The organism is Pseudomonas sp. Z1-29, from assembly GCF_051131995.1.
Classification (GTDB): domain Bacteria; phylum Pseudomonadota; class Gammaproteobacteria; order Pseudomonadales; family Pseudomonadaceae; genus Aquipseudomonas.
On the sequence record NZ_CP071645.1, the window covers coordinates 4,115,247 to 4,140,000 of the forward strand.

General features: G+C 62.6%; 17 protein-coding genes and 2 rRNA genes (2 of these 19 only partly in view). 10 read left to right on the forward strand and 9 right to left on the reverse strand.

The window, feature by feature from the left end; all coding sequences use genetic code 11:
* Both J3P84_RS18530 and J3P84_RS18535 read right to left on the reverse strand, forming a co-directional pair.
* Positions 1–7,705, reverse strand: the 5' portion of a protein-coding gene (locus J3P84_RS18530; RefSeq protein WP_434625010.1) for a non-ribosomal peptide synthase/polyketide synthase. The gene continues 4,742 nt to the left of window position 1, outside the view; 7,705 of the gene's 12,447 nt are visible here — the first part of the coding sequence; the start codon lies at positions 7,703–7,705; its stop codon lies beyond the left edge, outside the window.
* A gap of 266 nt (positions 7,706–7,971) precedes the next feature.
* A complete protein-coding gene (locus J3P84_RS18535; protein WP_434625012.1) occupies positions 7,972–8,706 on the reverse strand; it encodes a thioesterase II family protein in 735 nt (244 codons plus the stop codon).
* A gap of 132 nt (positions 8,707–8,838) precedes the next feature.
* On the opposite strand from J3P84_RS18535, the gene tam reads away from it, so the two are divergent.
* On the forward strand, positions 8,839–9,609 hold the full coding sequence (tam, locus tag J3P84_RS18540) for a trans-aconitate 2-methyltransferase (RefSeq protein WP_434625014.1): 771 nt from the start codon (positions 8,839–8,841) through the stop codon (positions 9,607–9,609).
* Between the two features lie 82 nt (positions 9,610–9,691).
* The gene (locus J3P84_RS18545; RefSeq protein WP_434625016.1) at positions 9,692–10,825 is read left to right on the forward strand and encodes a cupin-like domain-containing protein; all 1,134 of its coding nucleotides are present in this window, start codon (positions 9,692–9,694) and stop codon (positions 10,823–10,825) included.
* Positions 10,826–10,947: 122 nt separating this feature from the next.
* On the opposite strand, the gene J3P84_RS18550 is transcribed toward J3P84_RS18545, so the two are convergent.
* Positions 10,948–12,120, reverse strand: a complete 1,173-nt coding sequence (locus J3P84_RS18550; RefSeq protein WP_434603390.1) for an MFS transporter — start codon at positions 12,118–12,120, stop codon at positions 10,948–10,950.
* A 158-nt stretch (positions 12,121–12,278) separates the two neighbouring features.
* Between J3P84_RS18550 and J3P84_RS18555 the strand changes: the two genes are divergently transcribed.
* The 4 genes from J3P84_RS18555 (at position 12,279) to J3P84_RS18570 (ending at position 16,957) form a co-directional block, all read left to right on the forward strand.
* Complete coding sequence (locus J3P84_RS18555) at positions 12,279–13,079, forward strand: SDR family oxidoreductase (RefSeq protein WP_434625019.1); 801 nt, start codon at positions 12,279–12,281, stop codon at positions 13,077–13,079.
* Positions 13,072–14,895, forward strand: coding sequence for a glycoside hydrolase family 15 protein (locus J3P84_RS18560; protein ID WP_434625021.1), 1,824 nt, complete (start codon positions 13,072–13,074; stop codon positions 14,893–14,895). The genes J3P84_RS18555 and J3P84_RS18560 overlap by 8 nt, the downstream gene beginning before the upstream one ends.
* Positions 14,896–15,648: 753 nt before the next feature.
* Entirely contained in the window at positions 15,649–16,026 is a 378-nt protein-coding gene (locus J3P84_RS18565; protein WP_434603383.1) for a hypothetical protein, read from the forward strand.
* Positions 16,027–16,054: 28 nt separating this feature from the next.
* Positions 16,055–16,957 (forward strand): alpha/beta fold hydrolase, encoded by a 903-nt coding sequence (locus J3P84_RS18570; RefSeq protein WP_434625024.1) that lies wholly within the window; start codon positions 16,055–16,057, stop codon positions 16,955–16,957.
* On the opposite strand, the gene J3P84_RS18575 is transcribed toward J3P84_RS18570, so the two are convergent.
* Positions 16,926–17,918 (reverse strand): GlxA family transcriptional regulator, encoded by a 993-nt coding sequence (locus J3P84_RS18575; RefSeq protein ID WP_434625027.1) that lies wholly within the window; start codon positions 17,916–17,918, stop codon positions 16,926–16,928. The two genes, J3P84_RS18570 and J3P84_RS18575, sit on opposite strands and share 32 nt — an antisense overlap.
* 101 nt (positions 17,919–18,019) lie before the next feature.
* Here J3P84_RS18575 and inhA point away from each other — a divergent pair, with 101 nt between their 5' ends.
* The gene (gene inhA, locus J3P84_RS18580) at positions 18,020–18,706 is read left to right on the forward strand and encodes an isonitrile hydratase (RefSeq protein WP_434625029.1); all 687 of its coding nucleotides are present in this window, start codon (positions 18,020–18,022) and stop codon (positions 18,704–18,706) included.
* A 47-nt stretch (positions 18,707–18,753) separates the two neighbouring features.
* Here the strand turns inward: inhA and J3P84_RS18585 are convergent, their stop codons facing one another.
* Both J3P84_RS18585 and J3P84_RS18590 read right to left on the reverse strand, forming a co-directional pair.
* Positions 18,754–19,011 carry an Atu4866 domain-containing protein gene (locus tag J3P84_RS18585; protein ID WP_434569274.1) on the reverse strand — a complete coding sequence of 86 codons (258 nt, stop codon included), beginning with the start codon at positions 19,009–19,011 and terminating at the stop codon, positions 18,754–18,756.
* A 27-nt stretch (positions 19,012–19,038) separates the two neighbouring features.
* Complete coding sequence (locus J3P84_RS18590; protein ID WP_434569275.1) at positions 19,039–19,776, reverse strand: SDR family oxidoreductase; 738 nt, start codon at positions 19,774–19,776, stop codon at positions 19,039–19,041.
* Between the two features lie 199 nt (positions 19,777–19,975).
* Here J3P84_RS18590 and J3P84_RS18595 point away from each other — a divergent pair, with 199 nt between their 5' ends.
* Complete coding sequence (locus J3P84_RS18595; RefSeq protein WP_434625031.1) at positions 19,976–20,923, forward strand: AraC family transcriptional regulator N-terminal domain-containing protein; 948 nt, start codon at positions 19,976–19,978, stop codon at positions 20,921–20,923.
* Between the two features lie 179 nt (positions 20,924–21,102).
* Positions 21,103–21,312: a hypothetical protein gene (locus J3P84_RS18600; protein WP_434625033.1), complete on the forward strand. Its 210-nt coding sequence runs from the start codon at positions 21,103–21,105 to the stop codon at positions 21,310–21,312.
* Between the two features lie 477 nt (positions 21,313–21,789).
* Here J3P84_RS18600 and J3P84_RS18605 read toward each other — a convergent pair whose 3' ends face one another.
* Positions 21,790–22,248 carry an SRPBCC family protein gene (locus tag J3P84_RS18605; RefSeq protein ID WP_434625035.1) on the reverse strand — a complete coding sequence of 153 codons (459 nt, stop codon included), beginning with the start codon at positions 22,246–22,248 and terminating at the stop codon, positions 21,790–21,792.
* A gap of 124 nt (positions 22,249–22,372) precedes the next feature.
* Between J3P84_RS18605 and J3P84_RS18610 the strand changes: the two genes are divergently transcribed.
* Positions 22,373–22,774, forward strand: a complete 402-nt coding sequence (locus J3P84_RS18610; protein WP_434631422.1) for a lysozyme inhibitor LprI family protein — start codon at positions 22,373–22,375, stop codon at positions 22,772–22,774.
* A gap of 97 nt (positions 22,775–22,871) precedes the next feature.
* Here J3P84_RS18610 and rrf read toward each other — a convergent pair.
* Positions 22,872–22,987, reverse strand: a 5S ribosomal RNA gene (rrf, locus tag J3P84_RS18615).
* A gap of 164 nt (positions 22,988–23,151) precedes the next feature.
* Positions 23,152–24,754: ribosomal RNA gene (locus tag J3P84_RS18620) — 23S ribosomal RNA — on the reverse strand (it continues 1,289 nt past the right edge of the window).

The window sequence follows — 24,754 nt, forward strand, 5'->3', positions numbered from 1 at the left end:
GAATCCCGGCCTGACGGGCGCGGCTGACCACCTGGATCGAGACGATGGAATCGCCGCCCAGTTCGAAAAAGTTATCCCGCAGGCCCACCCGCTCAAGCTTGAGCACGTCCTGCCAGATCGCCGCGAGTTGCTGTTCCAATGGGCTGCGCGGTGCCCTGTAGCTTTGCTGCAATTGGCTGGCGTCGGGCTTGGGCAGGTTCTTGCGATCGAGCTTGCCGTTGGGGGTCAGCGGCAGCCGTTCGAGCAACAGCAGATAGGCCGGGATCATGTGCGCGGGCAGGGTTGCCTTGAGTTGTTCGCGCAGTTGCTCGGCAAAATCTCCAGGCGCAGCTTCGGCAGCCACGACGTAGGCCACCAGGCGCTTGCCGCTGCCGGCAGCACCCTCCTGGGCCACGACCACCGCTTCGCGCACGCCGTCGAGGGCTTGCAGGCTGGCTTCGATTTCACCCAGTTCGATGCGGAAGCCGCGGATCTTCACCTGGTTGTCGATACGGTCGAGGTAATCGAAGGTGCCGTCGGCGCGCTGGCGCACCAGGTCGCCGGTGCGGTAGAGCAAGCCGCCGACGCTGAACGGGTCGGCGACAAAACGCTCGGCGGTCAGCCCCGGACGGTTCAGGTAACCGCGGGCCAGGCCGCTGCCGCCCAGGTACAGCTCACCGGGCATGCCCTGTGGCAGCAGGTTCAGGTCGGCATCGAGCACGTAGGCGCTGCGGTCGCCGATGCGGCTGCCGATCGGCGCATAGGCCGCGCCACAAGCCACCTCGCGGCCGGCCTTCCAGATCAGCGGCGTGACCACGGTTTCGGTCGGGCCGTAGCCGTTGATGATGTACTCAGGCTGCAAGGCGCGCTTGACCCGTTCGAAGCTGGCGTTGGCCACCGCGTCGCCGCCGAAGCAGTAGATGCGCACTTTCGGCGGGTTGCCTTCACGCTCGGCGTGCTCGGCCAGTTGTTGCAGGTACACCGGCGGGAACGCCACCACCGTCACGCCGTGCTCGCGCATGGCGTTGTAGGTTTGCTCCGGGGTCCACAGGCTGTCATCGCGAACCAGCAGCGAGGCGCCGTGGGTCAGGCTGGTGAGCCAGCGCTCATGGGCACCGTCGAAAGCGAACGACATGAAATGGAACTCGCAATCGCTGTCGCGCATTTCATAACGCTCGCCGATGGCCTGGCAGTGCATCGCCAGCGGACCGTGCGCCACGCTGACGCCCTTGGGGTTGCCGGTGGAGCCGGAGGTGTAGATGACGTAGGCAAGGTTCTGCGGATCGAGTCGCACCTGCGGCGCACTGACCGGCAGTTCGCGCAGATCGACCCGATCCAGCTCCAGCAGCGGTAGCGATTCGGCCACTGGCAATTGCGCCGCCACCGAGGTGTCACTGATCAACAAGGCCAGGCCGGCGTCTTCCATCAGGTACGCCAGGCGTTCCCGGGGATAACTGATGTCCAACGGCACGTAGGCGCCTCCGGCCTTGAGCACCGCCAGCAGCGCGACGATCACGCTTTCGCTGCGCGGCAGGGCCACGCCGACGCGGGTTTCGGCGCCGACGCCACGGGCGATCAAGGCATGGGCCAGTTGGTTCGCGCGCTGGTCGATTTCGCCATAGCTGAAGTGCCGGCCATTGAAGATCACCGCCGTGCGCTGCGGGCGCTCGTTCGCCAACGCGGCGATCCGCTGATGCACGGCGATGTCCACCGGATAAGGCTGCGGGTGATTGTCGGCCTGTTGCCGCGCGTGTTCCGCGACGCTGGCCAAGGCGATTTCGCCCAGGCTGCGTTCGGCGTCCTGGCTGAATTGCTCAAGCAGGTGCAGCAGGTGAGCGCTGATCTGGTTGATGACCTCGTCGGCGAACTGTCGACGCTCGTAGCTGTAGTGCAACGCCAGTTGTTCACCGAGGGTGACCGCCACGCTCAGGGCATAGTGGGTCTGCTCAAGATTGGCCACGTCGCCAAAGGTGACATCGCTGTCGGTGCCCTGCTGCAAGGCTTGGGCGATCGGGTAATTCTCGAACACCAGGAGGTTGTCGAACAGCGCCTCCCCGCCCTGCCCGGCCCAACGCTGGATGTCCGCCAACGGCGTGTGCTCGAAATCCCGCAGGCTCAGGTTCTGCGCCTGCACCGCTTGCAGCCACTGGCCAACCGTCTGGTCGGGGCGCGGCGTGCCGATCACCGGCAAGGTGTTGATGAACAGGCCGACCTGCTGCTCGATACCGGGCAGATCCGCCGGCCGCCCGGCCACGGTCGCGCCAAATGCCACGGTCTGGTGCCCGGTATAGCGTTGCAGCAACAGCAGCCACGCCGCTTGCACCAGCGTGTTGACGGTGACTTTCTGCCGGCGGGCGAAAGTCTCCAGTGCCTTGGTGCGTGGCGCATCCAGCGTCAGGAAGTGATCGCCATGGCCGCTCTGGCCTGCATCGCCCAAGGCTGCGCGGGCGAGCCGGGTCGGTTCTTGCAGCGCGGCCAGTTGCTCGCTCCAGAAGTCCTGGCTGAGCTGGCCGTCCTGGCGTTGCAGCCAGGCGATGTAATCGCGATAACGTCCGGCGATGCGGCCCGGCGCGTGGCCGTTGTAGCGTTGCATGACCTCGCCGAGCAACTGCGAATTGCTCCAGCCGTCCATCAGGATGTGGTGATGGGTGTAGATCAGATGCCACTGCTCGGCGCCGGTCTGCACCAGCACCAGGCGCAACAATGGTGCCTGGCTCAGATCGAAACCTAGCGCGCGTTCTGCGTCAGCCAGGGCAGCAAGTGCCTGGGCCTGAGTCTGGGTCTGCTCGGCTCGCTCGCGCCAGTCGAGCACCGTGAACGGCAACTGCACCTGCTTGTGGACAATCTGCAGCGGCTGCGGCAATTCGCCCTGCCAGACGAAGCCGCTGCGCAGGATGTCTTGCGCAGCGACGGTGGCCTGCCACGCCGCACGGAATCGCTCGGCATCCAGGCCTTGCACGTCCACCCGCAGCTGGTTGACGTACTCGCCCGCCGCCTGCTCGTACAGCGTGTGGAACAACAGGCCCTGCTGCATCGGTGACAGCGGGTAGATATCGTCGAGTTGGCCAGCCGCCACCGGCAGATGGTCGAGCTGCGCCTGGCTGATTTGCGCCAGCGGGAAGTCCGACGGCGTCGCTTGCGGCGTCGCCAGACTGACGCAATGTCGAATCAGCGCCTTGAGCTCGAGGGCGTATTGATCGGCCAGTTGCCGCACGGTCGCGCTGTCGAACATTTCACGGCTGAACCCCCAGCTCAGCGCCAGCTCGCCGCCATGCACCTGGCCTTCCACGGTCAGCCAGTTGGCCAGCGGCGCGGTCGGGTCCTGGGCGACCCCACTGCCTTCGCCGGATGGCAGCAACAGCGCCGTTTCGTCGAACTGACGGTCGAACTGGCCGAGGTAATTGAAGGTGATGCGCGGTTGCGCCAGACCGGCCAATGTCGCTTGTACCGAAGGTGCCGCCAGATGCCGCAGCACGCCATACCCCAGGCCTTTGTCCGGCACGCCGCGCAGTTGCTCCTTGACGCTCTTGATCGAACCGTCGAGGTCGTCGGTAACGGTGAGCTTCACCGGGAACAGGCTGGTCAGCCAACCGACCGTGCGGGTCAGGTCGATGTCGTCGAACAGCTCTTCGCGGCCATGGCCTTCCAGTTCCACCAGCGTGTCCGACTGTCCACTCCATTGGCTGATGGTGCGGGCCAGCGCGGTCAGCAACAGGTCGTTGACCTGGGTGCGATAGGCCGCTGGGGCCTGTTGCAGCAACTGCCGGGTCAGCTCGGCGTCCAGGCGCCATTCGATCTTCGCGCCGTGGATATTTTGCAGGCTGCCCTGCGGACGATCACAAGGAATGTCCGCCGCGCCCTGGTGCTGGGCTTGCCAGTAGGCCAACTGATCGTCGAAGCGCGACGCTTCGGCACTGAGCCGCGCGGTCCAGCTCTGGAACGCGCTGGTCTTGGCCGGCAACGTGGCCGCGCCGCCCGCCGCCAGTTGTTCGTAGGCTTGCTGCAAGTCTTCCAGCAACACGCGCCACGACACACCGTCCACTACCAGGTGATGAATGATCAGCGCCAGCCGCTGGCTCCCGTCGGCCAGGTCCACCAGCATGGCGCGCAGCAGCGGACCGTCCTGCAGCTTCAGGCTGCGCTGCGCCTCGTCGCACAGTGCAGCGAGGTCTTCGATGGATCGGGCTTCGCGTTGCCAAAGATCGGCGTTTTGCACAAGCGGCCCGTGGCCCTGCCGCCAACCGTCGGCGTCTTCGACAAAGCGCAGACGCAAGGCGTCGTGGTGGTTGATGACGCAGGTCAGCGCCGCGTCGAGCCGCTGTGCATCCAGCGGCTCGCGGGCGGTCAGCAACAGCGACTGGTTCCAGTGGTCACGGGCCTGCATCGCCTGGGAGAAGAACTGCCGCTGGATCGGCCCGAGCACAGCATCGCCGGTAACTGGCGCCTGATCCACAGCACTGTGGCTGTCGCGAGTGGCGACCAGCGCCAGGCTGCGCACGGTCTGGTACTGGAACAGATCGCGGGGATGAATGCGGATACCGGCCTGCCGCGCGCGGCTCACCACCTGGATGGAAATGATCGAGTCGCCGCCCAGCTCGAAGAAGTTGTCTTCGAGGCCGACGCGCTCCACGCCGAGTACGTCCTGCCATATTTCGGCCAGGGCAACTTGCAGCGCATCCTGCGGGGCGACGAATGTTTGTCGGGGCGCGGCGTCCGGTTGTGGCAGGGCCTTGCGGTCGAGCTTGCCGTTGGCGGTGACGGGCAATCTGGCCAGCGGCATCAGATAGGTCGGCACCATGTATTCCGGCAGGCTCGCCAGCAGCCAAGCCTTGAGGTCCTGCTGCCACTGCTCGTGCGGCCCGCTGTTTTCCAGCACCAGGTAACCCACCAGGTGCTTGCCGTCCTGGACCAGCACCACGGCCTCGCGCACCAGCGGGTGTTGCATGAGGCGGGTTTCGATTTCGCCGAGCTCGATGCGCAGGCCGCGCAACTTGACCTGATGATCGAGACGGCCGAGGTATTCGATCACGCCGTCGGCGCGCTGGCGCACGCGATCACCGGTGCGGTACAGGCGTGCGCCGGCATGGAACGGGCACGGCACGAAACGCTCGGCGGTCAGCGCCGGACGCTGGTGATAACTGCGCGCCAGCCCCGTCCCGCCCAGGTACAACTCGCCCGCCACGCCCCACGGCACCGGCGACAGATCGGCGTCGAGCACATGGGTGCGCAGGTTGGCGATGGGGACACCGATCGGCACGCAATCGGCGCCTTCATCGACACAGGTCCAGTGGGTCACGTCGATGGCCGCTTCGGTCGGGCCGTAGAGGTTGTAGAGCGCGGCGTTCGGCAGCTTGGCGAAGACCTGGTGTTGCGCGTCCAACGGCAGCGCTTCACCGCTGCAAACGATGCGCTTGAGACCTTCGCAGCTTTCCACGCCCGGCTCATGAATGAACGCTTGCAGCATCGACGGCACGAAGTGCAGCGTGCTGATGCCATGGCGCTTGATGGTCTCGATCAGTTGCAGCGGATCGCGGTGCACGCCCGGCGCGGCGACTACCAGCCGGGCTCCGGTCATCAGCGGCCAGAAGAACTCCCACACCGACACGTCGAAGCTGAACGGAGTTTTCTGCAACACCGCGTCGCTGCCGTCCAGGCCATAGGCCTGTTGCATCCAGCACAAGCGATTGGCCAGTGCCGCGTGACTGTTGCCAGCGCCCTTGGGTTTGCCGGTGGAGCCAGAGGTGTAGATCACGTAGGCCAGGTTCAGCGGATCAAGCGTGATGTCGGGACGATGGTCGCTGTAGCCGTCGAGCCAGCCGGCCGCCTGGTCGAGTTCGATCACCTCGACGCCGTCGGTTGGCAGCGCCGCCGACAGCGAGCGCTGGGTCAGCAGCAAGCCGATGGCGCTGTCCTCGATCATGTAGGCCAGGCGCTCCTGCGGGTACTCAGGATCCAGCGGCACATAGGCGCCGCCGGCCTTGTGAATCGCCAGCAGGCCCACCACCATTTCCAGCGAGCGCTCGACGCAGATCCCCACCAGGCTGTCCGGCCGCACGCCGCGCTCCCGCAGCAGGTGAGCCAGTCGGTTGGCGCGGGCATCGAGCTCGGCGTAACTCAGGGTTTGCTCGCCAAATACCAGCGCCGGTGCGTCCGGGGTGCGCGCCACCTGGGCTTCAATCAGTTGATGCATGCACTGCGCGGTCGGGTAGCGTTGCGCCGTGGCGTTCCAACCGTGGACCAGGGTGGCGTGTTCGTCAGCGTCGAGCAGCGGCAGTTCGCCGATGCGCCGGGACGGATCAGCGATCATCGCGGTGAGCAATCGCAGCCAATGCCGGGCCATGCGCGCGATGCTCGGCGCCTCGAACAGGTCGTTGGCGTAGGTCAGCGCCGCGTGCAGCGTGCCGGCCTTTTCATAAGTGTCCAGGGTCAGGTCGAACTGAGTGGTGCGCGCCTGCCATTCGATCATGCCCAGTTCCAGCCCGGACGCCGTGCGGATCGTGGTGACGTCCGCCACGTGCGGCTGATGGTTGTACATCACCTGGAACAACGGCGTATGGCTGAGGCTGCGCTCCAGCTTGAGCGCTTCGACCAGGCGTTCGAACGGCAGGTCCTGATGGGCCTGGGCGCCGAGCGCGGTTTCTTTGACCCGGCGCAGCAACTCGTCGACACGGAGCTGGCCGTCCAGTCCGGTACGCAGTACCTGGGTGTTGACGAAGAAGCCGATCAGCCCTTCGACCTCATCCCGGTTACGGTTGGCGATCGGCACGCCGACGCGGATATCGGACTGGCCGCTGTAGCGATGCAGCAGCACATTGAACGCGCCGAGCAACAGCATGAACAGCGTGACGCCCTGCTGCTGGGCTGTGCTGCGCAGTTGCTCCGCCAATGCGGCGTCGATGGCGAATTCATAACGGCTGCCGCGATAGCTGGGCATCGCCGGGCGCGAATGGTCGGTGGGCAACTCCAGCACCGGATGTTCATCGCCCAGTTGTGCCTGCCAGTACGCCAGCTGCCGCGCCTGCTCGCCGGCCTCCAGCCAGCGACGCTGCCACAGGGCATAGTCGCTGTACTGGATCGGCAGGTCGGCCAATTGCGGGGCCACGCCTGCCTCGTGGGCGTCGTAGCAGCGGATGAACTCGTCGATCAGCACGTTCATCGACCAGCCGTCCGAGACGATGTGATGCAAGGTCAGCAGCAACACGTGCTCCTGCTGATCAAGCTTGAGCAGTTCGACCCGCAGCAAAGGGCCGCGCGACAAGTCGAAGGGGCGCATCGATTGTGCTTCGGCGGCTTGACGTACTGCCTGCTCGCGTTCGCCTGCGGGCAATGCGCTGAGGTCCTGTTGCTCGATCACCAGCGGCGCATCGGTAGGTACTTGCACCAGGCTGTCGTCGGCCTGGCGCTGGAACACTGTGCGCAGGGTTTCATGGCGGGCCACCAGGCTGGCGAAGGCCTGCTCCAGCGCCGACAGGCTCAGCGCGCCCTTGAGCCGCACCGCGCCGGGCAAGTTGTAGGCACCGCTGTCGGGGTCCAGTTGCCAGAGAAACCACATGCGGCGCTGGGCATAGGACAGGGCCTGGCGGTCGTCGGCTTCGACGCCTTGGGGAATGGGGAAACGGCTGAAATCCACGCCCTCCTTGTCCAGCGCTGCCAGGAACATCTGGCGCTTGTCCAGGGGCAACCCGATAAACCGGCGAGCAAGTTTCAAGGCGTCTTCAGCATTCATTTCTGGGGTATCCGGAATCAGTGGGCACAGAGGCACAAAGGCAAGTCGTCCCTATGAAACGAATGCAAACCGGAAAAATTAGCGATTGGGAACAAGTGTCAGGAATGAAGAAAAACCGTGGCGAGGGAGCTTGCTCCCGCTCGGCTGCGCAGCAGTCGTAAACCGGCTGATGCGGTCTGCCTGGCTTAATGCGCCATCTCTTTTGGGGCGGCTTCGCCGCCCAGCGGGAGCAAGCTCCCTCGCCACAAAAGCGGGTCTTGAATCGGTTATGCGCTGATCGCCAACCCGTGTCGCCGGTGATGCACGCTCAGCTGATCCTTGATCAGCCGCAGCACCCTGGCCTCGTGTTCGTGGATGAAGAAGTGCCCGCCCGCCAGCATATCCACGGAGAAGCTGCCGCTGGTTTCGCGGCTCCAGCCGATCAACTGTTTGGTGGTGGCCTTGTCGGCGGTGCCGCCGAGCACGTGCACGGGGCAGTTGAGCGGTGACCGAAGCCTTGGCTGGTAGCGGCCACAGAGCAGGAAGTCCGCGCGCAGTACCGGCAAGGTCAAAGCCATCAGCTCTTCATTGGCCAGCACCTCTTCGCTGGTACCGTTGAGGGTACGCAGCTGGTCGATCAGTTCGGCATCGGTTTTCGGCTCGGCGAAACCCCGGTCATAGTCGGCGCGCATCGTCGGCGCCGCGGTGCCCGAGGCAAACAGCGCTACCGGCTCCGGGCAGCCCAGCTCACGCAAGGCATGAGCGATTTCACAGGCCAGCAGCGCGCCCAGGCTGTGGCCGAACAAGGCGTAAGGGGCCTGGAGGGTCGGAGCCAGCTCACGCGCCAATTGCTTGGCCAAGGGCCCCATGTCGGTGTGCAGCGGCTCGGCGAAACGCGCCCCACGCCCCGGCAACTCCACCGGCTGCACCGTCAGCCACTGCGGCACCTTGCGCCGCCAGCGGCTGTAAACCATCGCGCTGGCGCCGGAATACGGCAGACACAGCAGGGTCAGTTGGGTCACTGCGGTTTTCTCCGATCGTTTGTATTAAAGGAATAACGAGGCCGGGCCATGGAGAATTAGTCACCGGCCCTTCGCCCGGATGCGTCTTATACTGCACGCCCGATGGCCTGGTCTGCCCTTAAGGAGAACACAATGAGCTGGTCCGCCCAACAATATGTCGCGTTCGAACAGGAACGCACCCGCCCGTCCCGCGATCTGCTGGCGGCCATCCCGCCGGTACAGGCGCGTCAGGTCATCGACCTGGGCTGCGGCCCCGGCAACTCCACCGAGCTGCTGGTCGATCACTTTCCCGGCGCAACGGTGCGTGCCCTGGACAGTTCCGCCGACATGGTCGAAGCCGCCCGTAAGCGCTTGCCCGGCGTGACATTCGACACCGCCGATATCGGGCGCTGGAACGAAAGCGGCCCCTTCGACGTGATCTTCGCCAACGCCGTGCTGCAATGGCTTCCCGACCACGCCACCCTGCTGCCGTCGCTGGTGGACAAACTCGCCGCTGGCGGCAGCCTGGCCGTCCAGATGCCTGACACTCTGCACCAACCGTCCCATCGCTTGATGCGTGACATTGCTGCCAGCGGCCCCTGGGCCAGCCAACTGGCCGGCGCGGCGGATTCGCGGACCGAGGTGGAGGATGCCAGCACTTATTACTCGATCCTCAAACCCCACTGCACCCGCGTCGATGTGTGGCGCACCACCTACCATCACCCGCTGGCCGGTGGCGCCTCGGGGGTCGTGGAGTGGTTCAAGGGCAGCGGCCTGCGGCCATTCCTCGAGCCGCTGGACGAAGCGCAGCGCGAGGACTATCTGCAGCAATACCTCAAGGCCATCGAACAGGCCTATCCGGCCCTGGACGATGGGTCGGTCCTGCTGCCGTTCCCGAGGGTGTTCATCGTCGCGACACGCTAGGGCGATGGTCAGGCGCGAGGGCTAAATTTCTGATCCAGGCCCTCGTTACCTGCTAAGACCAAAACCCACAAGAGTGACCGCCGTGGACCTGCAAACCATCCTGGGCAAACTGTTCGCCAACGCCGGCGCCGTTGGTATCGACGGCGTTTTCCAATTCGTGTTCGGCCCGCATCAGGCGTACTGGTCCGAGGTCAAAGCCAGCAGCCACACCCAGGCCGGTCGGCACAGCAGCCCCGACGTGACCATCGAAATCGCGGAAAAGGACTTTCTCGGGATCATGGCCGGCCTGGCCAACGTCGAGGAACTGTTCGCCAGCGGCCGCCTGAAGATCGGTGGCAACATGGGCCTGGCGACGTTGCTGCCGCAGATCATCGATCACGCCCGCAATGGCAGCCGCCCGGCGGAAAAGGTCGACATGAACAAACGCTACCCGACCCCGCCGCGCTTCAGCGAAACCCTCACCGCGAGCCTGCCGACCCAACGCAGCGTCGAGCGGCGGCCGCGCAGCGAACTGTCGGTGAGGGATTTCCAGGCACGCTACCTGCCCCATGGCATTCCGCTGGTGATCAGCGACGCGCTGCAGGACTGGCCCTTGTTCAAGCTCAGCCGGGAAGAATCCCTGGTGCATTTTGCCCAGCTGCAAGGCATCACCCGCCACGGCGACTACGTGAAAAAAACCTTTTCCACCGAGCGCGATTTTCGCTCGACCTCCATGGCCGACTTCATCGAGTCCCTCGACAACCCGGCCGCCAAGGGTGCGGACGGCGAGCCGCCAGCCTACATGGGCAACAATATCTTGCCGGCGCAGTTGATGGCGCTGATCAAGTACCCGCCCTACTTCGATCCGTCACTGTTCATTCCGCCGCGCATCTGGATCGGCCCCAAGGGCACCCTCACACCGCTGCACCGCGACGACACCGACAACCTGTTCGCCCAGGTCTGGGGCCAGAAAACCTTCACCCTCGCCGCCCCCCACCACCGCGAGGCCCTGGGCACCTGGTCGACCGCGCCCCAGGGCGGGCTGGACGGTTGCGACTTCAACCCGGACGCGCCGGACTACGAGCGTTTCCCCCACGCCCGCGACGTGACATTCCTGCGGGTGACGCTGGAGGCTGGGGATTTGCTGTTTTTGCCGGAGGGCTGGTTTCATCAGGTGGAGTCGGTGGCCACTTCGCTGTCAGTGAATTTCTGGGTGAATTCGGGGCGGGGTTGGTAGCGTCCGAAGTTTGCTTTCGTGGCGAGGGAGCTTGCTCCCGCTCGACTGCGCAGCAGGCGCAAACCTTGGGGTCGCTACGCAACCCAGCGGGAGCAAGCTCCCTCGCCACAGAAGGTGTGCATCTATTTTTGCTGGCGATAACTCTGCACTGCCGCTCCCAGCACCACCGCCCCAGCCGCAATCGCCAGCCAGAAACCACTGCGCGCGCCATACGTATCCACCAGCCAACCCGAGCCGGCCGCGCCGATGGCCACGCCGATACTCAGGCCGGTCACCAGCCAGGTCAGCCCTTCGGTGAGCCGCGCCGGTGGCACGATGCGTTCCACCAGGGCCATGGCGACGATCAGCGTCGGCGCGAAGAACAACCCCGCGACAAATACCGCCAGCGACAGCCCGAGGATATTGCTCGCCAACAACAGCGGCAGCGTGGTTAGCGCCGTCGCCACCCCGCCGTACAGGAACAATCGCGGCAATGGCAACTTCGAACGCAGCGCACCAAACGCCAGGCCGGCCAGGCACGAGCCGATGGCATAGACCGACAGCACAATGCTCGCCGCCGCCGGTTGCCCCTGATGCTGGGCGAACGCAACGCTGACTACGTCCACCACGCCGACGATGACGCCCATGGCGACCATCAACAGCAGCAGCAAAAGCACGTCGCTTGAGCTGATGATCGAACCCTGGTGATGCGCCTGATGCGGGTGCACCGGCGGCTCGGTGCCGCGCTGCAGGACAAACGCCGTCACGCCGATCGCCAGCAGCAACACCGAGGCCAGCGGCCCGGCCTCCGGGAACGCCACCACGCACAACCCCACCGACAGCGGCGGTCCGACGATGAAGCAGACCTCGTCCAACACTGACTCCAGCGCATAGGCAGTGCGCAGCTGCGGCTGGCCGCGATACACCTCGGTCCAGCGCGCCCGCACCATGGCCGACATGCTGGGCATGCAACCGGCCAGGGCGGCGAACAGGAACAGCGTCCACTGGGGCGCCTGCAAGCGCGTGCACAACAGCAGCATCAGCAACGCCCCGCCACCCAGCAGCGCCGCTAGTGGCAAGACCCGCCCCTGGCCAAAACGGTCGACCAGCCGCGACACCTGTGGCGCGCAGAACGCCGTCGCCAAGGCAAACGTCGCCGCCACCGCACCGGCCAATCCGTAGCCGCCCTTGAGCTGCGCAAGCATGGTGATCACGCCGATCCCGGTCATCGATATCGGCATGCGCGCGATCATTCCCGCCAGCACGAAGCCACGGCTGCCAGGTGCGCTGAACAGTTCACGATAAGGATTTGCCATGGGATGCCGCCTCAACAAGGGCCTGCAACTTGCCACAAAGGACGGTGCCGGGGAAAGCGCAAAACTGTCGGTGAAATGTGAAGACTGCCGCCCGCAAATGAACTCTGCGCGCCTGTCGTCAGTCAGCAAGTAAGGCCCTCAGTTCAAGGTGCTATCCCATGCAGATTTCTCTTGCCCGACAAGTTGCTCTGGTTACCGGCGCCAGCTCCGGCATTGGCGCAGGTTCGGCCCGGGCACTGGCGGCGGCCGGTGCCGCCGTGGTGCTCAATTACCATTCCAGCGCCGGCCCCGCCGAAGGCCTGGCCCGCGAAATCAACGACAGCGGCGGCAGAGCCATCGCCATTGGTGCCGATGTGTCGAAGGAACAGGACGTCGAGCGGCTGTTCGCCCAGACCCTGGACGCGTTCGGCACGCTGGACATCCTGGTCGCCAACTCCGGCCTGCAAAAAGATGCCGCCGCCGTCGACATGAGCCTGGACGACTGGAACACCGTCATCGGCGTCAATCTCACCGGCCAGTTCCTTTGCGCCCGCGCGGCCTTGCGCATTTTCAACCGCCAGGGCATTCGCCAGGGTGTGTCCCAGGCCGCCGGCAAGATCATCCACATGAGTTCGGTGCACCAGCGCATCCCCTGGGCCGGCCACGTCAATTACGCGGCGTCCAAGGGCGGCATCGATCAGCTCATGCAGACCCTGGCCCAGGAAACCAGCCACCAGCGCATCCGCATCAACAGCATCGCCCCCGGCGCCATCCGCACAGCCATTAACCGTGAGGCCATGGAGGGCGACAAGGAACAGGAGCTGTTGCAGCTGATCCCCTACGGCCGGGTCGGCAATGTGGAGGATGTCGCCAATGCAGTGGTCTGGCTGGCGTCGGACCTGTCCGATTATGTGGTGGGCACCACGCTGTTCATCGATGGCGGGATGAGCCTCTATCCGGGGTTCCGCGGCAATGGCTGATCGTGACGAACCGCAGAGCCCGATCGAGAACCACGGCATCATCGGTGACATGCGCACGGCGGCGCTGGTCAACGATCGGGGCAGCGTGGATTTTTTCTGCTGGCCGGAATTCGACAGCCCGTCGATCTTCTGCTCGCTGCTCGACACCCCTGAGGCGGGCATCTTTCAGCTTGCTCCGGATTTGCCGGATGCCCGTCGCCAGCAAATCTACCTGCCCGACACCAATGTCTTGCAGACCCGCTGGCTGAGCGATGGCGTGGTGGTGGAAATCACCGATCTGCTGCCTATTGGCGACAGCGAGGATGATTTGCCGGTCTTGATGCGCCGAGTGCGCATGACGGTCGGCAGCGCGACGTTTCGCATGCGCTGCGCGGTGCGCCATGATTATTCACGCGCCGCGACTACCGCGCGCCAGGACGGCGATCACGTCATCTTCGAGGCCCCGCAGCAACCGAGCCTGCGCCTGTGCGCCGACCAGCCCATGACCCTGGATGGCCAGGCGGCGGTGGCCGAGTTCACCCTGGGCCAAGGCCAGACCGCCGAATTTCTCCTGGGGGGCATCGACGACCCGCGCCTGGTGGACGACACCAGTGCCCTGTGCCTGGAACGAACCCTGGCGTTCTGGCGCGGCTGGATCGGCCAATCCAACTACCGTGGCCGCTGGCGGGAAATGGTCAACCGCTCGGCGTTGGCGCTGAAGCTGCTGACCTCGCGCAAACAGGGCGCGATCCTCGCCGCCGCCACCTTCGGCCTGCCGGAAACACGCGGCGGCGAACGCAACTGGGATTACCGCTACACCTGGATCCGCGACGCCTCGTTCACCGTCTACGCGTTCATGCGCCTGGGCTTTGTCGACGAAGCCAACGCCTATATGCGCTGGCTGCGCGGCCGGGTCAGCGACTGCCGCGAACAACCGACCAAGCTCAACATCCTCTACGGCCTGGACGGCCGGCTCGAACTACCGGAAACCGAGCTGACGCACCTGAGCGGCTACGGCAACGCGCGTCCGGTGCGCATCGGCAACCTCGCCTACCAGCAGGTTCAGTTGGACATCTTCGGCGAGTTGATGGATGCGGTGTACCTGGTCAACAAATACGGCGAAGCCATCTCCCACCAAGGCTGGAAACACACGGTCGATGTGGTCGACCAAGTATGCGAAATCTGGCGGGACAAGGACGTGGGTATCTGGGAAATGCGCGGCGAGGAGCAGCATTTCCTGCATTCGCGGCTGATGTGCTGGGTGGCGGTGGACCGTGCCATCCGCCTGGCGAGCAAACGTTCCCTGCCCGCCCCGTTCGCGCGTTGGGACGAGACTCGACAGGCCATCTATGAAGACATCTGGACGAATTTCTGGAACGACGAACACCAGCACTTCGTCCAGCGCCTGGGCAGCACCGCCCTTGACGGCTCGATGCTGTTGATGCCGCTGGTGCGCTTCGTCAGTGCCCGCGACCCGCGCTGGCTGTCAACGCTGGACGCCATCGAGAAAGATTTGGTGCGCGACGGCATGGTCTATCGCTACCGCACCGACGACGGCTCCATCGACGGCCTCAGCGGCACCGAAGGTTCGTTCGTCGCCTGCTCGTTCTGGTACGTCGAGTGCCTGGCCCGCGCCGGCCGCGTGGAGAAAGCCCAACTGGAGTTCGAACAATTGCTGCGCTACGCCAATCCGCTTGGGCTGTATGCCGAGGAATTCGACAGCCATGGTTATCACCTGGGCAACCTGCCCCAGGCGCTGAGCCATCTGGCGCTGATCAGCGCGGCGAGTTTCCTGGACCGCAGGTTGAGCGGGGAGAAAAATCATTGGCAGCCGTGAGGGGAAATTTGGATTATCCCCCGTGGCGAGGGAGCTTGCTCCCGCTGGGTTGCGCAGCGACCCCAGAAATTCCGGATTGAAAAACGACGACTGCTGCGCAGCCGAGCGGGAGCAAGCTCCCTCGCCACAGTGGGCCTGCGGTGTTCGGGCTAGCGCGGTGGCTCCGCCAGTTCGACGTTATCCAGCGCTCGGTTGGCCAGCAGTATTCCCAACTCGATCAACTGCTGAGCCCCAGCGGTGGAGTTCGCCATTTCCGCGACCAAGCAGAGGGTGGCGAACTATGCGCAGGTTGGTCGACCAGGGAATGGATACCCGGCAGGGCCCGCAGCCCTCCCACGCACAGTCAGCCATAAAGCAGACAATGCGCCATTCTAAACCCGGACGACCAAGCCCGGTCGCTGATTTTGCAGCGACGACCAAAGCCTATCCCCAACAACTTCCGAACCACCAACCGCCACGACTCGTCGGAAAATTCTGATTCGCCAAATTTTTTGTAAGGACCACCACCCCTGTGGCGAGGGAGCTTGCTCCCGCTGGGTTGCGCAGCGACCCCAAAAATTCCGGATTGAAAAACGACGACTGCTGCGCAGCCGAGCGGGAGCAAGCTCCCTCGCCACGGGGGATCTGCTTTTCGCCAAAGCTAAACGCCTTTGAGTGACTCCTGGTTGCCAGCCCCGCCCCCCTCTCCTAAGATCGATGCACTCACGGGTGCAGCGGAGCTGCCCGATAAGAACCCGACTCAAGGACCCGACCATGACGCATATCCAACGTCCCATCACCACCGAACCCCGCACCGGGCTGAGCCGCGAAGAACTCTGGGACGGCCCGGACAAGGGCTTGATCAAATGCTGGGAAGTCGGCCGCGACCGGGCGCAGAGGTTCCCTGAACTGGCGCAACGTTGCCTCGCCGGAGAGCTGCCGGTGCTGGGCTGGAAAGGCGGAGTCAGCCGCAGCCTGAAGAAGACCGCCAAGTTCGGTTGCCTCAAGTATCTGGCCCAATGGCAGGGCCTGCGCGGCGAAGACCTGGACATCGACCTGGCCGAGGAACGCACCCTGACCTGCTCCAACACGAGCATGATCGTGACATTCACGCCAGACCGGGCCAAATATGTGAACCAGGAACCCGCCTGACCCCAACCGAGTGAAGCCGGAGATCGACATGACATCTGCGCCCAAGATCAATTTTGCGGTAACGCCGCTGCTGCGCATCGCCTATGAGGAACACGGCCCCGCCAACGGCGAGCCGATCATCCTGCTGCACGGTTTTCCCTACGATCCGCGGGCCTTTGACGAGGTTGCGCCGCCCTTGGCCCAACGCGGTTATCGAGTCATCGTGCCGTACCTGCGCGGCTACGGCCCGACCCGTTTCAACAATCCCGCGATTGCCCGCTCCGGCCAGCAAGCGGCACTGGCCCAGGACCTGCTGGACCTGATGCACACACTCGACATTCCCCAGGCTGCGCTGTGCGGCTATGACTGGGGTGGCCGCGCCGCGTGCATTGTCGCCGCGTTGTGGCCCGAGCGCGTTCGCTGCCTGGTCACCGGCGATGGCTACAACCTACAGAATATTCCTCGATCAACCCAGCCACTGGACCCGGAAACCGAATACCGCTTGTGGTATCAGTATTACTTCCACACCGACCGAGGCGTCGAAGGCCTGAAGCAGAACCGACGCGAGCTGTGCCAATTGCTCTGGCGCCTGTGGTCGCCGACCTGGGCGCGCGGTGCGGAGCTGTATCCGCTGAGCGCGCCTTCGTTTGATAACCCGGATTTTGTCGAGGTGGTGATTCATTCCTATCGCCATCGCTTCATGTATGCGCCGGGAGATCCGACGCTTGAATGGATGGAGGAACAGTTGGCGGCGCAACCGGCCATCAGCGTGCCGAGTATTTCCCTGTGCGGTGCAGATGACGGCGTGGGACCCGCGCCCGAGCACGACGGAGATGCCGCGCATTTCACCGGACGCTACGAGCGCCGCGTGCTGGCCGGCGTCGGCCATAACATTCCTCAGGAAGCACCTGAAGCCACGCTCAAGGCATTGCTGGATTTGCTTGAGGGCTGAGCGCAAACCGCTCGCGATAAGCCTGGGGCGTCACGCCCATGCCCCGCAGAAAACTGCGACGCAAGGTTTCTTCGCTGCCGAAGCCGCATTGCAGGGCGACGCGCTTGATCGGCACCGCACTGTCGCAGAGCAGCCGCCGGGCAGTTTCCACGCGGATCAGTTCCACCGCGCGGGCCGGGGTCTGGCCGGTCTCGGCACGGTAATGACGGACAAAACTGCGCTCGCTCATACCGGCCTCGGCGGCCAGCCTCGACAAGCCCAGGTCGCGGGTGAGGTTTTCGGCGATCCAGGCGTGCAGTTTATCGAAACGACCGCCCTGCTCCTGTAGCGCCAAGGTAGCGCTGAACTGCGACTGTCCCCCGGGGCGCTTGAGGAACACCACCAGATGCCGCGCCACCTCCAGCGCCATCGCCCGGCCCAGGTCCTCTTCGACCAGCGCCAACGCCAGGTCAATGCCGGCCGTGACGCCAGCCGAGGTCCAGACCGAACCATCCTTGATGAAAATCGGATTGGGTTCGACCTGCAGTTCTGGATGTTGCCGGGCCAGCTGTTCACAACGGGTCCAATGGGTCGCCACCCGGCGTCCGTCCAACCAGCCACTGGCCGCCAGCAGAAACGCCCCGGTACACACCGATGCGACTCTTCGCGAACGCGCTCCCTGGTCCTTGACCCAGGCCACCAGCGCAGGATCTTTCGCGGCTTCGTACACGCCCCAACCGCCGGCAATCAACAAGGTGTCACTGCCCTCGCTGGGCAGTGGTTCGGCCATCAGCGCCAACCCCGCCGACGACATCACCGCCCCGCCAACCGCAGCAATGACGGTCGGCGCATACGGCGCCGGTAAACCCTTCCCGGGGGCCAGATCATTGGCCGAGGCGAATACCTGCAAAGGTCCGGTGACATCCAGCACTTGTACGTTGGCGAAGGCCAGCACATGAACGGTTTTTGCTGTGTTTGGCATATTGGCGTGATTCGAGGGCTTATTGGCGAATACGCCAGATCCTACGAGTCTAAAGTCAAACCGTCCACCCCCTCGGGCAATCATCCAAAGGAGCAAGCGACATGACGTTGCAGATCGGTTTTCTGTTATTCCCCCAGGTTCAGCAGTTGGACCTCACCGGGCCTTTTGACGTGCTGGCTTCGCTGCCAGATGTGAAAGTGCATCTGATCTGGAAAGACCTGGCGCCGGTTACCTCCAGCACGGGCTTGGTCCTGCTGCCAACCACCACCTTCGAGGACTGTCCGAAGCTCGACGTCATTTGTGTCCCCGGTGGTAGCGGCGTCGGTCCGTTGATGGAAGACGAGCAGACCCTGGCCTTCATCAAGCGCCAGGCCACTCACGCCAAATACATCACCTCGGTGTGCACCGGTGCGCTGGTACTCGGCGCGGCGGGATTGTTGCGCGGCAAGCGCGCCACCACCCACTGGGCCTTCCACAGTTTGTTGCAGCCGCTGGGGGCGACGCCGGTCAAGGACCGTGTGGTCCGCGACGGCAACCTGCTTACCGGTGGCGGCATCACAGCAGGGATCGATTTTGCCTTGACCCTGGCGGCCGAGCTGTTCGACCAGGACACCGCCGAGCTGGTCCAATTGCAGCTTGAATACGCACCGGCTCCGCCGTTCGCCGCAGGTTCCCCGGACACCGCGCCGACGCTGGTGCTCGAAGAGGCCAACCGGCGTTCGGCGGAATCGTTCCGCGTGCGCTCGCAGATCACCCAGCGGGCTGCGGCACGCTTGGAAACAGCGTAGCGGCAGGTTCAGCCAGGCACAGCAATCCGGTGCCTGGCTTGGATGGCCTATTCTTCCTGGCGATACAGGACCATTCCGGCGTGATACAGCACGCCATCGCGGAAATCCCCGTCGGCGGTGAAACCCGTATCGTCGTGGTATTCGATATGGTCGTCCTGCAGCCAATAGTCGCCCTCATAGGCACTCTCCCGAGTGCCCCGCGCTTCGTCGTAGCGCCCGCCCGGAAGCAACCGATGGCGAATCACGCCATCGGCCGTCACCCACAGGCCGACGAATTTGTCCTGATCTCCAAATGCCTTTCTCACGGGACGTCTCCTAGTGGTCGCCAGGTTTTAAAATGGGCTGGCCGTCGGCCGCACCACCAATTCGCTGACGTCCACGTCTGCCGGTTGCTCGATCGCATAGGCAATTGCCCGAGCGATGGCCTCTGCGGGGATGGCGATCCTGCGGAACTCGCGCATCTCGGCCCGTCCGCCTTCGTCGGAAATGCTTTCCGCCAGTTCCGACTCGGTCACGCCGGGGGAAATCACCGTCACGCGGACATCCCCACCCACCTCCTGGCGCAGGCCTTCGGAAATCGCCCGTACGGCAAACTTGGTCGCGCAGTACACAGCGGCAGTCGGGCTGACGGTGTACGCACCGATGGAGGCAATATTGATGAACTGTCCGCTGCGCTGGCGCTGCATCAACGGCAGGCCGGCGGCAATGCCGTGGAGCACGCCACGGATGTTGACGTCGATCATGCGGTCCCACTCCTCGACCTTCAGCGCCTCAAGCTTGGAGAGCGGCATGACGCCGGCGTTATTGATGATCACGTCAAGCCCGCCGAATTTCTCGACGGCGAAATCGATCAGGCTCTGGACATCGTCGCGACGGGTCACGTCCACGGCTTTGCAGGCAGCCCGGTGACCGGCGGCTTCAAGTTCTTGCACCAGCGCTTGCAAGCGCTCCACGCGCCGGGCGCCAAGCACCACGCAAGCCCCGCGGGCCGCCAACAACCGTGCTGCCGCCTCACCAATCCCGCTGCTGGCGCCAGTGATGACCACTACTTTGTTTTGAATATCGGACATGATGGTTTCCTCGTCTGGATGCGTTGGCTCCCGGTGGGAGCGTTTTGACAGGTCCAGATTAGGAGGGTGTCAGGCGCTTCGGTTAGCCGGATTCTCCTGCGCATTTGCACGATCCTGTAACGATAACGCCTCTGGTCGTTACGGCTGCAATCAGTTTTACTAGCGCGATCCATTAAATTGGCCAGGGAGATTGATCGGCATGTCGGTATCCACGTCCATCACCATCACGCCCATTAACGGCGTAGATCGGCGTCGCGCCGAGCTGGCGAACCTGATGAAGCGCTTCGCACCGGAATATGGTGTCCACGCAACGGCCATCGAGGCCTTGCACCTGATCCGCAGCGATCAACCCACCGAGGCCTTGCACGTTGTGCACAAGCCCGGGCTGTGCGTAATTGTCCAGGGGCGCAAGGAAGTCACGCTGTCTGACGAGCGCTACGTTTACGATCCGCTCAATTACCTGGTGGTCTCTGTGACGCTGCCGCTGGCCGGCCAGGTGATCGAGGCCAGCCCCGAGCAACCGTACTTGTGCATACGCCTGGACATCGACCCGGCACAGATCTGCCAGTTGATCGCCGATGCCAGCCCAATTGGCGTACCGAGCGAAAGAGCCGATCGCGGATTGTTCCTGGACCGCATCGACGAGCCGCTGCTCGACGCAATGCTGCGTTTGCTGCGACTGCTCGACAGCCCGGACGACATCGCCACCCTCGCGCCACTGGCCCAGAAAGAGATTTTCTATCGACTGTTGCGAGGCGCCCAGGGCAGGCGGCTGCACGAAATCGCTATTCCTGACACACAGACCCACCGCATCAGCCGCGCCATCGAGTGGCTTAACACCCATTACGCCGAACCATTGAGCATCGACAGCCTGGCGCAGATGATCAATCTGAGTCCCTCGGCACTGCATCATCGCTTCAAGGCCGTGACCGCCATGAGCCCGTTGCAATACCAGAAACAGTTACGCCTGCAGGAAGCCCGACGACTGCTGCTGGCGGAGAACAGCGATGTTTCGTCAATCGGCTACAAGATGGGCTACGAGAGCCCCTCGCAGTTCAGCCGTGAATACAGCCGTCTATTCGGTGCCTCACCGAGCAAGGACGTCGCTCGCCTTCGCGCCCAGGCGTTGCAAGCGAGCACTGCCTGATTCTGCATACAAACAGGATCAGGCAAACCGAGGGCAGTATCCGACTAACGACCCTAGCCACCTCGCCCCTACTCTGAACCCATGCAGCAAGACAACCGTCCGGGCTGCAACGGGTTCAGCAGATTTCGACATCTGAACGACCCGGCACCCAACCCTTTGATACGACCGGAGTCATTGCCATGAAAACTTTCAATTCCTTGATCGCCGTTACCAGCCTTGTCCTGAGCGCCAGCGCTTTCGCATTGCCAAGCCAGCAACAGGATCGATTCTTTACCCAGTCGCCTGAGCCTTTGCAGTCAGTGGCAGCAGACGGCGCGGATCGCACTCCTGGCGGCCAGACTCTCGCTGCTGATGGCGCTGACCGCACCATCGGACGGCGCCTGGCATGACGGGGCTATCCTTTGGACGAAAAAAAACCCGCCTAGGCGGGTTTTTCAAGGACCAGATTGACTTCCTGTCAGGCACTCCATGCCGGGTCCCATCATCCATGACCCCAAGCACTCCCTGTACTCAGTGGATGGATATAGATTAGAGGGGATCAATAGGCAGAAAAAGACGAGAAAGCAGCGTCGCAACGTAAGCGTTTCGCTATGCGCCACTGTTACTTTTCTACAGGCGAAAAAAAAACCCGCCGAAGCGGGTTTTTCCAAGACCATTACGACTCCCTGTCGGTAGCCATCCTTGCAAGGTCGATCGTCCCTGATCCTGAGCACTTCCTGTGCTTCAGTGGATGAGGCTAGATTACGCGTCGGATCCAAAGTGAAACAGAGGACATAGCTACCAAGCCGTGTAAGACATTCGCCATATCACCCCTTCCGGAAACCCTTAGCCCGGTCAGGTAACCGGCGTTTGGTCCTTGGGATCGATCATGGCTTGTTCAGATACTCTTCAATATTGGCCATCTGTTCATCCCAACCACGACTGTCCATTCGGAAAGCCTTGAGTCGACGCGCCTCGGGAATGTCATTGAACCCCGACTCCACTACCTTCAGCAGAGTGCCACCGCCCATGTCTTCAAGCTCGAATTGCACACGCGTCTCGGACTCTTGGGAATAGTCGGTCTGCGGCTCCACAGCGTAAGGATGCCAGCGAAACGAGAACACTCGCTCGGGTTCGACACGCTCCACCAGCACATCCCACACAAGATGCTCATAACCCGGATAGGTAATCTGCCCTTGGGTGCGCTCACCGGCGACAAACCGCTTGCCCGCGAGATCCACGCCAAACCATTGGCCGAAGGCTTCAGCATTGGCCATGGCTCGCCAGACCTGCGAACGCGGCGCCTTCAACAAGATCTTTCTTTCGATACGATCAGATAGATGCATGGGTCGTCACCTCCTGTGTTCAACATTAGGCCTGTAAGACCACAAGGCCAACCGTAAAGTTGTATCAACGCCTTGTTTGGTTACACTCCTCCAGCAGTTTTTACCCCTCATGGAGAGCTTGATGATGTACACCCGTTTGTTGCTGCCCCTGATTCCGCTGTTGTTCATTGGCGCTGTCCAGGCTGACGTTTGTACCAACGCCACGACCCAAGGCGACATGAACCAGTGTGCAGCCCAAGAGACAAAGACCGCCGACAAGGAACTGAACAGTCTGTACAAACAGATCACAGCGCGTTTGAAAGACAATGCCGAGGCCAAGCAATTGCTGGTCAAGGCACAGCGAGCCTGGATTGACTTCCGTGACGCCGAATGCAGCTTTTCTGCTTCTGGTGTCGAAGGGGGGAGCGTCTATCCGATGATTCAGAATGACTGCATTACAGCCCTGACGAAGGCGCGAGTAGAGGCGTTCAAGACGTACCTCAACTGCGAAGAAGGAGACCTGAGCTGCCCGGTACCTGGGGCTTGATTGATGGTGTCCAAGAGGATATCCCTCAGGTCACCTTTTTTTAATAGAAAAAACAAAACCCCTACCTGCGTCAGCAGATAGGGGTTTCGGAATTTAATCTTGACGATGACCTACTCTCACATGGGGAAACCCCACACTACCATCGGCGATGCATCGTTTCACTTCTGAGTTCGGGATGGGATCAGGTGGTTCCAATGCTCTATGGTCGTCAAGAAATTCGGTAGCCAGCGCGTGCCTTGCGGTCACGTTCCAGCGAATGGGTATGCGATAGTTTGTGGGTTTTGACTCGAACTTTCGGTTCATCTCGTCTTCACACACCGCAATCTGGCGCCTTTCTCCGTTTCCAGAGCAGGATCAGCAAATTGCTTGGGTGTTATATGGTCAAGCCTCACGGGCAATTAGTACAGGTTAGCTCAACGCCTCACAGCGCTTACACACCCTGCCTATCAACGTCGTAGTCTTCGACGGCCCTTCAGGGGACTCAAGGTCCCAGTGAGATCTCATCTTGAGGCAAGTTTCCCGCTTAGATGCTTTCAGCGGTTATCTTTTCCGAACATAGCTACCCGGCAATGCCACTGGCGTGACAACCGGAACACCAGAGGTTCGTCCACTCCGGTCCTCTCGTACTAGGAGCAGCCCCTCTCAAATCTCAAACGTCCACGGCAGATAGGGACCGAACTGTCTCACGACGTTCTAAACCCAGCTCGCGTACCACTTTAAATGGCGAACAGCCATACCCTTGGGACCGGCTTCAGCCCCAGGATGTGATGAGCCGACATCGAGGTGCCAAACACCGCCGTCGATATGAACTCTTGGGCGGTATCAGCCTGTTATCCCCGGAGTACCTTTTATCCGTTGAGCGATGGCCCTTCCATACAGAACCACCGGATCACTAAGACCTACTTTCGTACCTGCTCGACGTGTCTGTCTCGCAGTCAAGCGCGCTTTTGCCTTTATACTCTACGACCGATTTCCGACCGGTCTGAGCGCACCTTCGTACTCCTCCGTTACTCTTTAGGAGGAGACCGCCCCAGTCAAACTACCCACCATACACTGTCCTCGATCCGGATAACGGACCTGAGTTAGAACCTCAAAGTTGCCAGGGTGGTATTTCAAGGATGGCTCCACGCAGACTGGCGTCCACGCTTCAAAGCCTCCCACCTATCCTACACAAGCAAATTCAAAGTCCAGTGCAAAGCTATAGTAAAGGTTCACGGGGTCTTTCCGTCTAGCCGCGGATACACTGCATCTTCACAGCGATTTCAATTTCACTGAGTCTCGGGTGGAGACAGCGCCGCCATCGTTACGCCATTCGTGCAGGTCGGAACTTACCCGACAAGGAATTTCGCTACCTTAGGACCGTTATAGTTACGGCCGCCGTTTACCGGGGCTTCGATCAAGAGCTTCGCGTTAGCTAACCCCATCAATTAACCTTCCGGCACCGGGCAGGCGTCACACCCTATACGTCCACTTTCGTGTTTGCAGAGTGCTGTGTTTTTAATAAACAGTCGCAGCGGCCTGGTATCTTCGACCGGCGTGGGCTTACGCAGCAAGTGCTTCACCCTCACCGGCGCACCTTCTCCCGAAGTTACGGTGCCATTTTGCCTAGTTCCTTCACCCGAGTTCTCTCAAGCGCCTTGGTATTCTCTACCCAACCACCTGTGTCGGTTTGGGGTACGGTTCCTGGTTACCTGAAGCTTAGAAGCTTTTCTTGGAAGCATGGCATCAACCACTTCGTCACCCAAAGGGTAACTCGTCATCAGCTCTCGGCCTTAAGATCCCGGATTTACCTAAGATCTCAGCCTACCACCTTAAACTTGGACAACCAACGCCAAGCTGGCCTAGCCTTCTCCGTCCCTCCATCGCAATAACCAGAAGTACAGGAATATTAACCTGTTTTCCATCGACTACGCTTTTCAGCCTCGCCTTAGGGACCGACTAACCCTGCGTCGATTAACGTTGCGCAGGAAACCTTGGTCT